9 protein-coding genes are annotated in these 10,288 nt (G+C 72.9%); 8 read left to right on the top strand and 1 reads right to left on the bottom strand.

Features of this window, described 5'->3' with window-relative positions:
* Positions 1 to 16: 16 nt before the first annotated feature.
* From IH09_RS08275 to IH09_RS08240, 8 genes are all read left to right on the top strand, one after another.
* On the top strand, positions 17 to 985 hold the full coding sequence (locus IH09_RS08275) for an ABC transporter substrate-binding protein (protein ID WP_052855449.1): 969 nt from the start codon (positions 17 to 19) through the stop codon (positions 983 to 985).
* 23 nt (positions 986 to 1,008) lie between these two features.
* Positions 1,009 to 2,067, top strand: a complete 1,059-nt coding sequence (locus IH09_RS08270) for an LLM class flavin-dependent oxidoreductase (RefSeq protein ID WP_110952156.1) — start codon at positions 1,009 to 1,011, stop codon at positions 2,065 to 2,067.
* Between the two features lie 173 nt (positions 2,068 to 2,240).
* Positions 2,241 to 3,530 (top strand): NtaA/DmoA family FMN-dependent monooxygenase, encoded by a 1,290-nt coding sequence (locus IH09_RS08265; RefSeq protein WP_052855448.1) that lies wholly within the window; start codon positions 2,241 to 2,243, stop codon positions 3,528 to 3,530.
* 5 nt (positions 3,531 to 3,535) lie between these two features.
* Positions 3,536 to 4,327, top strand: a complete 792-nt coding sequence (locus IH09_RS08260) for a DUF1684 domain-containing protein (RefSeq protein WP_052855447.1) — start codon at positions 3,536 to 3,538, stop codon at positions 4,325 to 4,327.
* A 290-nt stretch (positions 4,328 to 4,617) separates the two neighbouring features.
* Positions 4,618 to 5,523 (top strand): S1 family peptidase, encoded by a 906-nt coding sequence (locus IH09_RS08255; protein WP_052855446.1) that lies wholly within the window; start codon positions 4,618 to 4,620, stop codon positions 5,521 to 5,523.
* Positions 5,524 to 5,846: 323 nt separating this feature from the next.
* The gene (locus tag IH09_RS08250; protein WP_052855445.1) at positions 5,847 to 6,869 is read left to right on the top strand and encodes a slipin family protein; all 1,023 of its coding nucleotides are present in this window, start codon (positions 5,847 to 5,849) and stop codon (positions 6,867 to 6,869) included.
* 57 nt (positions 6,870 to 6,926) lie between these two features.
* A complete protein-coding gene (locus IH09_RS08245) occupies positions 6,927 to 7,577 on the top strand; it encodes an HAD family hydrolase (protein ID WP_052855444.1) in 651 nt (216 codons plus the stop codon).
* A gap of 659 nt (positions 7,578 to 8,236) precedes the next feature.
* A complete protein-coding gene (locus tag IH09_RS08240; RefSeq protein ID WP_052855443.1) occupies positions 8,237 to 9,301 on the top strand; it encodes a S1 family peptidase in 1,065 nt (354 codons plus the stop codon).
* A 415-nt stretch (positions 9,302 to 9,716) separates the two neighbouring features.
* Here the strand turns inward: IH09_RS08240 and IH09_RS08230 are convergent, their stop codons facing one another.
* A complete protein-coding gene (locus IH09_RS08230; protein WP_052855441.1) occupies positions 9,717 to 10,181 on the bottom strand; it encodes a subtilase-type protease inhibitor in 465 nt (154 codons plus the stop codon).
* Between the last annotated feature and the right edge of the window lie 107 nt (positions 10,182 to 10,288).

Genomic DNA, 10,288 nt, shown 5'->3' with positions numbered 1-10,288 from the left:
CCCCAGGAGCCCCGAGTTGAACCGCCGCACTCTGACCGCCGCCCTCGCGCTCGCCGCCGGATCCGTACTGCTCACCGCCTGCGGCAGCGGTGACGCGGTGACCGGGAGCGTCGCCGCGGGCCCCCCGGGGTCGAAGATCAATACCGGCCCCGACCAGCACCGCGTCCGCGGGCAGCGGGACCCGGCGCTCGCCGCCCTGGTGCCCGCCCGGGTCCGGGACGCCGGTGTGCTGCGCATCGGCGTGGGCGCCGACAGCTCACCGCCGCTGACCTTCTACGCCTCCGACGACCGGACCCTCATCGGCGTCGAGGAGGACCTCGCCACCCTCGTCGCCGACACCCTCGGCCTGAAGGCCGAGTTCACCCCGCTGTCCTGGGAGAACCTCTTCGTCGGCCTGGACAGCGGCAGACTCGACGCGGTCTTCTCCAACGTCACCGTCACCGAGGAGCGCAAGGAGAAGTACGACTTCGCGACCTACCGGCTGGACGAGCTGGCGCTGGAGACGAAGAAGGGCAGCGGCTGGCGGGTGCGCGGCGCGAAGGACGTCGCGGGCCGGACCGTCGCGGTCGGCTCCGGCACCAACCAGGAGAAGATCCTCGTCGAGTGGAGCGAGGAGAACGAGAAGGCCGGCCGTAAACCGGTCGACATCAAGTACTTCCAGAAGAGCTCCGACACCTACCTCGCCCTGCAATCGGGCCGGATCGACGGCTACTTCGGACCGAACCCGTCCGTCGCCTACCACGTCGGCACCGCGGGCCTGACCGAGGTCGCCGGGACCTTCTCCGGCGGCGGCCGCGGCCTCCAGGGCGAGATCGCCGCCACCACGAAGAAGGGCAGCGGCCTGGTCGGTGCCTATGCCGCCGCACTCCGGAAGGTCATCGACGACGGCCGGTACGGCAAGGTGCTGGCGCGCTGGGGGCTCGGCGGCGAGGCCCTGAAGACCTCGCGGATCAACCCGCCCGGCCTGCCCAAGACAGCGAACTGACCCGGCGCACGGAAGGCTCACCCATGTCCGCATCCCCCCGCCCCCTCCACCTGTCCGTCGCGCTGGAGCACCCGCGGCCGGCCGCCCGCGCGGACCGGCCGGACCGCACCGACCGCTACGACGCGGCGCATTTCGTCCGCCTGGCGCGGCTCGCCGAGCGCGGTGTCCTCGACTTCGTCACCCTCGGCGACAGCCTGACCCGGCCGGGCCTCGACGCGCTCGCCGTGCTGGCCCGCGTCGCCCCCGCGACCGAGCGGATCGGCCTGGTCCCGGCCGTCACCACCACCCACACCGAGCCGTTCCACGTCTCCACCGCCGTCAGCACCCTGGACTGGGTCAGCCGCGGCCGGGCCGGCTGGCAGGCCGAGGTGTCCACCACCGAGGCCGAGGCCGCGCTCTTCGGCCGCCGGGCCGCCGAGCCGCCCGCCGCGGCGTGGCGGGAGGCGGGCGAGGCAGCCGACGTCGCCGCGCGGCTGTGGGACAGCTGGGAGGACGGCGCCGAGATCCGCGACCGGGCGACCGGCCGCTTCGTCGACCGGGACCGACTGCACTACGTCGACTTCGCCGGTACGCACTTCTCCGTCCGCGGTCCCTCCACCGTCCCTCGGCCGCCGCAGGGCCACCCCGTCACGGTCGTGGACGCGACCGGGGAGACGGCCGGCGCCGAACGGGCCGTACGGGAGGTGGCCGCCGCGTACGCCGATGTCGCGCTGGTCCGGGCCGCGGACCCGCAGAGCGCCGGTGCCGTCCGCGCCGAACTGCGCGAGCTCGCCCGCGCGCACGGCCGCGACCCCGGCCAGTTGGTCGTCCTCGCCTCGCTGCCGGTCGAACTGCACTGCTCGGGCGATGCCGTCGGGCTCGCCGAACTGCTCGGCGACTGGTACGCGGACGGCGCCGCCGACGGCTTCCACCTGCGGTTCGCGGACCCCGGGCGCGACCTCGCCCTGCTCGTCGACGGCACCGTCCCGGTGCTCCAGCACCGCTGCCTGCTGCGCCGCTTCTACCCCGGCGCCACGCTGCGCGAGCACCTCGGCCTGCCGCGCCCCGCCAACCGCTACGCCCTCGCCCGGGAGGCATCGTGATGAACCCGAACCCCAGCGGACCGACGCCCAGTGGGCCGACGCCCAGTGGACCGGCCTCTGGCGGACCGGCCTCCGGCCGACCGGCTCCCGGTGGCCCGGCACCCACCGGACCCGGCCGCACCGCCGCCTCCCCGTACGGGCGCACCACCGCGCCCCCGCACGGCCGCAGACAGATGCACCTGGCGGCGCACTTTCCCGGTGTCAACAACACCACCGTCTGGGCCGATGACCGGTCGAAGAGCCAGATCGCCTTCTCCTCGTTCGAACACCTCGCCCACACCGCCGAGCGCGGCCTGTTCGACTTCTTCTTCCTCGCCGAGGGGCTGCGGCTGCGCGAGCACAAGGGCCGTATCCACGACCTCGACGTGCTCGGCAGGCCCGAGTCGATCACCGTGCTGAACGCCCTGGCGGCGGTCACCGACCGGCTGGGCCTGGCCGCCACCGTGAACACCACCTTCAACGAGCCCTATGAACTCGCCCGCCGGCTGGCCTCCCTCGACCACCTCAGCGGCGGCCGGGCCGCCTGGAACGCCGTCACCACCTCCGACGCGTTCACCGGCGAGAACTTCCGCCGCGGCGGCTATCTCGACCGGGCCCAACGCTATTCCCGGGCCGTCGAATTCGTCGCCACCGCACGGGAGTTGTGGGACTCCTGGACGGACGACGGCGTGCCCCGGCCGTTCGCGCACCGCGGCCGGCACTTCGACATCCACGGCGAGTTCACCGTCCCGCGCAGCCCCCAGGGCCATCCGGTCGTCATCCAGGCCGGGGACTCGTCCGAGGGCCGGGAGTTCGCCGCCTCGTCCGCCGATGTCATCTTCACCCGGCACAGCGGACCGGAGGCCGGCCGCGCCTTCTACGCCGACGTCAAGGGCCGGCTCGCGGCGTACGGCCGGCGGCCCGACGACCTCAAGATCATGCCGGGTGTCACCGTCGTCCTCGGCGACACCGCGGCCGAGGCCCAGGAGCACGCCGCCGAGATCCGCCGCAGCCAGGTCTCGCCGCAGAACGCGCTGCTCGCCGCGGAGCAGATCTGGGGCGTCGACCTGTCCTCCTACGACCCCGACGGCCCGCTGCCCGACATCGACCCGGACCCCGGTAGCGAGCTGGCGCAGGGCCGCGTCCGGCACGGCGATCCGAAGGCCGTCGCCGACCGGTGGCGGGCGCTCTCCCGGGCCAAGGGCCTGTCCCTGCGCGAAACCGTCATCGAGACCACCGGCCGGCAGTCCTTCATCGGCACACCGGCGGCCGTCGCGGCGGAGATGGACGCCTTCGTGCGCACCGACGCCGCCGACGGGTTCATCCTCGTCCCGCATCTGACGCCCGGCGGCCTGGACGACTTCGTCGACCGCGTCGTACCGCTCCTCCAGGAACGCGGCGCGTTCCGCACGGAATACCGCGGCCGGACGCTGCGCTCCCATCTGGGACTGCCGGATCCCGTACGCCCGGCCGAGAAGGGTTGACCGCCATGAGCACCGGTACACGAGCACCTCAGGAGTGGCAGGACTGGCGCGAGCGGCGCACCGCGAAGGTCTCCCGGCCGTACGGACCGCTCGCCCTGACCGGCACCCACTGGCTCGCCGACCATCCCGACGGCCGGATCGAGGGGCTGCCGGGCCGCTGGACCGAGGACGGCGACCAGGTCGTGCTGCGGACCGGCGCGGGCGACGGGCTCACCGTCGACGGCACACCGCCGTCCGGCGAGGTCCGGCTCGGCGAGGACGGCGCGGCGGCACGGGCCCGGGTGGCGTGGGGCGAGCGGCGGCTGCCGGTGCTGCGCCGCGAGGGGCTGTGGGCGGTACGCGACTACGACCCGGACGCCGCGACCCGCCGCGCGTTCACCGGAATCGAGGTCTACCCGTATGACGCCCGCTGGGTGCGGCCCGGCCTCTTCCGCCCGTATCCGCAGGAGCGCACCGTCCGGGTGCCCAACGCCGACGGACAGCGGCGCGGCTTCGGCCTGGCCGGCGAACTGGCCTTCACGCTGGACGGCGACGAGCACACCGTGCAGGCCGCGGTCGAGGCCGACGGCTCCCTGTGGGCGGTGTTCGCCGACACCACCAGCGGCGACGAGAGCTACCGCTTCCGCTTCCTGCGGCCCCCGGCGCCCGCCGAGGACGGCACCGTCACCGTCGATCTCAACCGTGTCGTGCTGCCGCCCTGCGCCTTCGCCGACCACTTCATCTGCCCCTTCCCGCCGCCCGGCAACACCCTGCCGTTCGCGCTGCGGGCCGGTGAGCGCGACCTGCGCGCCCGCTGATCCGACCCACCATCCGCCGAGGACACCGCCCCGGCAGCCCGGCCGGGGCTGCCGGGGCGGCGGCGTGCGCGGCCGGATGAGTGGTGCGTACATCCGGGTGCGTACATCCGGGTGCCCGGCCGGGTGTACGGGCGTGGCCCTCTTGCGCCCAGGGGGTGACGTCCCCGAGACTCCCGCTCAGCGCTTGTCAGGGGCATGCGGAAAATGACACGTGCGGATTCCCGGATGCCCTTCGCCTGCGCCTCACGGGTCGCCCACCGGCGGCCCATCGATCCCCTCGGAGGAATCACGTGAGGAACGAGCGCACCACCCCCCGCAGCGGCGTGACCAGACGCATCCGGCTGCTCGCCGTGGCGTCCGGACTGGTGGCCCTCGGAGCCGTCGCCATCCCGACCGCCAACGCCCAGGACCCGTCCCCCACCAAGACGTTCAGCGCCGCCCAGCTCTCCGCCGCCGACAGCGCGGTACGCGCCGCGGATGTCCCCGGCACCGCCTGGGTCGTCGACCAGAAGTCGCACACTCTCGTCGTCACGGCCGACCGCACCGTCTCCCAGGAGCAGATCACCAAGATCGAGCAGGCCGCGGGCGGCAACGCGGGCGCCGTACAAATCCAGCGCACCGCGGGCACCCTGCGCACCCTCATCTCCGGCGGCGACGCCATCTACGCCCCCAGCTGGCGCTGCTCGCTCGGCTTCAACGTCCGCAGCGGCAACACGTACTACTTCCTGACGGCCGGTCACTGCACCGAGGGCAACCCGCCCTGGTACACCAGCGCGGCGCACACCACGAGCATCGGCCCGACGACCGGATCCAGCTTCCCCGGCAACGACTACGGCATCGTGAAGTACACCTCCTCCGTCAGCCACGAGGGGACGGTCGGCAGCCAGGACATCACCAGCGCCGGCACCCCGTCGGTCGGCCAGACGGTCACCCGCCGCGGCTCCACCACCGGCATCCACAGCGGCAAGGTCACCGGGCTCAACGCCACCGTCAACTACGGCAACGGCGACATCGTCTCCGGTCTGATCCAGACCACCGTCTGCGCCGAACCCGGCGACAGCGGCGGCCCGCTCTACTCCGGGACCACCGCCCTGGGCCTGACCTCCGGCGGCAGCGGCGACTGCACCTCCGGCGGCACGACGTTCTTCCAGCCGGTCACGGAGGCGCTCAGCGCCTACGGCGTGAGCGTCTACTGATTCCGGACCGCTGCCGGACCGCTGCCGGTCCGGCGCCGGCCTGGTACTGATCCGCTGCCGGCCTGGTGACCCGCTGAGGCGGTCACGCTGTGGTCCGGCAGTGGCGGGGCCCCCGTTCGTCGGCGGACGGGGGTCCTGTCGCGTGCTCGGCGGCCGGGGGCCCGTTGCGGCCGTCGAAAGGATCACGGGCGAGCCGGTGTCGTCGGCCGTGGGCGGGGGTGCCCGGCCCGTGCCCGGCAGGGCTCTCGCCCGCTCACCGACCCGGGCATACCATGATAAAGAGTGTGAATCGGGCAGCGAACGGCTAATGTCTGGGGGCCGTGATGGTCGGAGAACTGGTGACGGCCGGAGTGGCGCTCGCCTCGGCGGGCGTGGTGTATCTCATGGCGGCGGCGCGCGTGGTCAAGCAGTACGAGCGTGGTGTGGTGCTCCGGCTGGGGCGGCTGGCGTCCGAGGTGCGCGCGCCGGGATTCACCATGATCGTTCCGGGCATCGACCGGATGCGCAAGGTCAATATGCAGATCGTCACGATGCCGGTGCCCGCCCAGGAGGGCATCACCCGCGACAACGTCACGGTCCGGGTCGACGCGGTGGTCTATTTCAAGGTCGTGGACGCCGCCGACGCGGTCATCGAGGTCGAGGACTACCGCTTCGCGGTCTCCCAGGTCGCCCAGACCTCGCTGCGCTCGATCATCGGCAAGAGCGATCTGGACGATCTGCTCTCCAACCGCGAGAAGCTCAATCAGGGCCTCGCGGTGATGATCGACAGCCCGGCGCTGGGCTGGGGCGTACAGATCGACCGGGTGGAGATCAAGGACGTCTCGCTGCCGGAGACGATGAAGCGGTCGATGGCGCGCCAGGCGGAGGCGACCCGGGACCGGCGCGCCCGGGTCATCAACGCCGACGCCGAGTTGCAGGCGTCGAAGAAGCTCGCCGAGGCGGCCCAGGCGATGTCCGGCCAGCCCGCGGCGCTCCAACTGCGGCTGCTGCAGACCGTGGTGGCGGTCGCCGCCGAGAAGAACTCGACCCTCGTGCTGCCGTTCCCGGTGGAGCTGCTGCGCTTCCTGGAGCGCTCCGGACTCCAGGCCCAGGCGCAGACGGCCCAGGCCGAGGCCGCGGCCCGGACCCAGGCCCAGGCCGGGAGCCAGGCTCAGGTCGAGGCCCAGGTTCAGGACCAGACCCAGGAGCAGGTCCCGGTGGAGCAGCAGTGGCAGCCGCCGGTCGCGTCGCGGGAGGCCGTCGAGGCCGTGGAGGCCGTGGAGGGCGTCGAGGTCACCACGAGCGGCGACGGCGGTGTGCTCTCGCCCGAGCTGGAGACGCTCCCCGAGGCGGAGGACCTGCCGTAAGACCCTGCCGTAGGACCTCCCGAACGACCTGCCGCAGGCCGTGGTCCACTGCCGCTCATGCCGTTGCTGCTGCTGGATCTCGACAACACCCTTGTCGACCGCGATGCGGCCTTCCGCGCCGCCGTCGCGCACTTCCTCGCCGAGCACTCCCTGCCCGCCGCCGACCTCATGTGGGTGATGTCCGTCGACGCCGGTGGCTATACCGCGCGTCACGACGTCGCCGCGGCCCTGACCGGCCGATACGGCGACGTGGTGCCGACCGCCGCCATCCGTGCGCTGCTCGACACCGGCGCCGCCGATCGCGTCGTCCTGGCGCGGTCCTCCCGCGAGGCGCTGGGCAGCGCGCGGGCGGACGGCTGGACGTGCGTCATCGTCACCAACGGCCGCACCGTCCAGCAGGAAGGGAAGATCCGTAACACCGGACTCGACCAGCTCGTCCAGGGCTGGGTCGTCTCCGAAGACGTCGGCCACAAGAAGCCGGAACCGGAGATCTTCCGGGCGGCAGCCGCGATCGTCGGCGTCCCCCTGCCGGGCGCGTGGGTCATCGGGGATTCACCGCACGCCGATATCGCGGGCGCCGACGCGCTCGGACTCCGAAGTGTGTGGGTGACGGACGGCCGCCCCTGGACCCAGGATTCCTACCGGCCCACCCATGCCGCTCACGCCGCCGCCGCCGCGATCCACCACGCCATCGGTACACCGGCATAAGGGCGCTGCCGCACCACCCCGAGGCCGGCCGTTCGCTTCCTGAGGAGTAGCTCTCCGTAGCTGGGCAGAGGTGCGCCCACCCGGATGGAGCGACGCACGAGATGACGCGCCTCGGTCGGGACGCCGCCGAACTCGTCACCGGAGCCGAGGACTTCGCCGCTGAGCCCACGGTCCGGGTAGCACTGGCAGTTGCCTTGCGGTGGGGGCTGCGGGGACTTCGGGGCCGTTGACGTGGGCGGATATGGCGGTCACGCCGTCCGGGGCCGGACGGTGGGCCGTGGTCGCGGACGGAACCGGGGGAGTGGTGGGGGATTCGCGGGGGCCGGATGAGGCGGATGGTTTCCGGACAGGTGTAGTCCTCACCCCCTGCGTGCCCGTGGGCGCCCCCTGTGGTCATCGCTGTCCGTGATCGGGCGCGACGTGCGCGGACCACGCTGTGTCCGCAATCCGGCGGAACGGTCAACTCCCGTACCGGAGACCGGAATTCGGTCTTGTGCGCGACTGGGGCGGTGGGAATACTCGGTCCGCACGTTGGCATGGACGCGACTCCCCGAGGTGCTGTGACGCGGGGCGGATGCGTCCGTGTCCCGAGTTCCCCACACTCTCCGGGTCCGTATCTCCCCACAGAGCGGGCCCATCCCCCCACGGGAGGCTCTGAGTTGAAGCACCGACGCATACCCAAGCGGCGCGCCGTCCTGGGCGGCGCGGGCGCGCTGGCCCTGGCCGCCACCGCCACTCTCACCATGACCAGCGCCCAGGCGGCGACGGCCCCCACCGCGGACCGGCTGACCCCCGCCGCGGCGACCGCGCTGGCGGCCCAGTTCAAGACCGGTACGGCCGGCTCGTTCTATGACGCCAAGGCCCACAAGCTCGTGGTCAACGTCGTGGACGAGACGGCCGCCAAGGCCGTCCGGGCCAAGGGGGCGGAGGCGAGACTCGTCAAGCACACGCTCGCCCAGCTCGACACGGCCCGCCGGACGCTGAAGGCGAAGGCGACGATCCCCGGCACGGCCTGGTCGGTCGACCCGCGGAGCAACAAGGTTCTGGTGACCGCCGACCGCACGGTCCGGGGCGCCGAGCTGAACCAGCTCACCAAGGTGGTGGGCGCCCTCGGCGACAAGGCCGAACTCCGCCAGAGCAAGGGCGAGTTCAAGACCCTCATCGCCGGTGGCGACGCGATCTGGGGCAGCACCGCCCGCTGCTCGCTCGGCTTCAACGTCGTCAAGGACGGCCAGCCGTACTTCCTGACGGCCGGCCACTGCGGCAACGCCGTGCAGAGCTGGTCCGACCAGCAGGGCGGCTCGGAGATCGCGACCACCGACCAGTCCACGTTCCCGGGCAACGACTACTCCATCGCCAAGTACACGGCGAACACCGCGCACCCGAGCGAGGTGGACCTCTACAACGGCAGCACCCAGCAGATCACCCAGGCCGGGGATGCCACGGTGGGCGAGCACGTGACCCGCAGCGGCAGCACCAGCCAGGTGCACGACGGCACCGTCAAGGCGCTGAACGCCACCGTCAACTACCAGGAGGGCACGGTCAACGGTCTGATCCAGACCGATGTCTGCGCCGAGCCCGGTGACAGCGGCGGCGCGCTCTTCGACGGCGGCACCGCGCTCGGCCTCACCTCCGGCGGCAGCGGCGACTGCTCGTCGGGCGGCGAGACCTTCTTCCAGCCGGTTCCGGCGGCCCTGGCGGCCTACGGCGCGCAGATCGGCTGACCCGCACCGCACCGCACCGTGCCGCCGGGCTCCGGCCCGTACGGCACCGGCACCGGCCCCCGGACCTGCTCGACATCCGGGGGCCGGTGCCTGCCGGTGCCCGCATTCCGCCGGCTGTCGGTGCCGGTATCCGGCCGCCTGCCGGTCCGTCGTGCGGTCACCGGGGGTACCTCCGTCCGTTGCCCGGCCACTGGCGGCACCTCCGTCCGTCGTCCGTTCACCGGTGGTACCTCCGTCCGTCGTCCGCCCATCGGCCACCGGTCCGTCCGGGGCGACTTGTTGGAGCGCGACGCCCGCATCCTCCGCCCGGCCCTTCCCGGTGCCCGGCCCCGGCCCATCGGCCCCCACCCGACGATCCCCGGACGCCGCCGTCCGGCGTCCGGGGACCTGGAACCTGGGGCCTGGCGGGGAGCGGTCAGAACTCGAAGACCGAGCCCTTGCCGTCCGTCATCGCGCAGGAGTTGGCGAAGGTGTACGTGTAGGACACCCGGCTGCCCTGCCAGACGCCGTCCGCGGTGACCACGATGGGGGCCCACTCCTTGGTACACACCCGGCCCGTCGTCCCGGCCTCGGTCACCTCGGTGAAGTCACCGGATACCGAACGCAGCTGGGCGCAGGCGGCCTTGGGGTCCGGGTGGCTGCCGCTCGCCGACGGCGCGCAGCTGAGCGTCACCGCGCGCTGCACCGTGGCGGTCGCGCGGCTCTCGCCCTGGCCGACGGTCAGTACCAGCGCCGTCGGGGCGTAGAGCCCGGTGGTCCGCGCCGACTGCGCCGGTGCGGTGGTGGGTGCGGTGGGTGCGGCGGTGGCCGGTGCGGTGGTGGCGAGGGCACCGAAAACCAGTGCCGCGCCGAGCGCGATTCCGCCGGTGATGTACCGCATGACGAACACTCCCTTGCTCGAAGGTGCAGATACCGGACGGGAGTCTGGCCCAAGCGCACAGTGAACGCACCCCGGCCGATCGCTTTGAGTCGATAGGTGAAAGCAGT

Origin of the sequence: Streptomyces celluloflavus (genome assembly GCA_000720995.1) — a bacterium.
Lineage (GTDB): Bacteria > Actinomycetota > Actinomycetes > Streptomycetales > Streptomycetaceae > Streptomyces > Streptomyces celluloflavus.
Note: the sequence above shows the minus strand (reverse complement) of the source record. Positions and strands in the feature narration are given on the sequence as shown.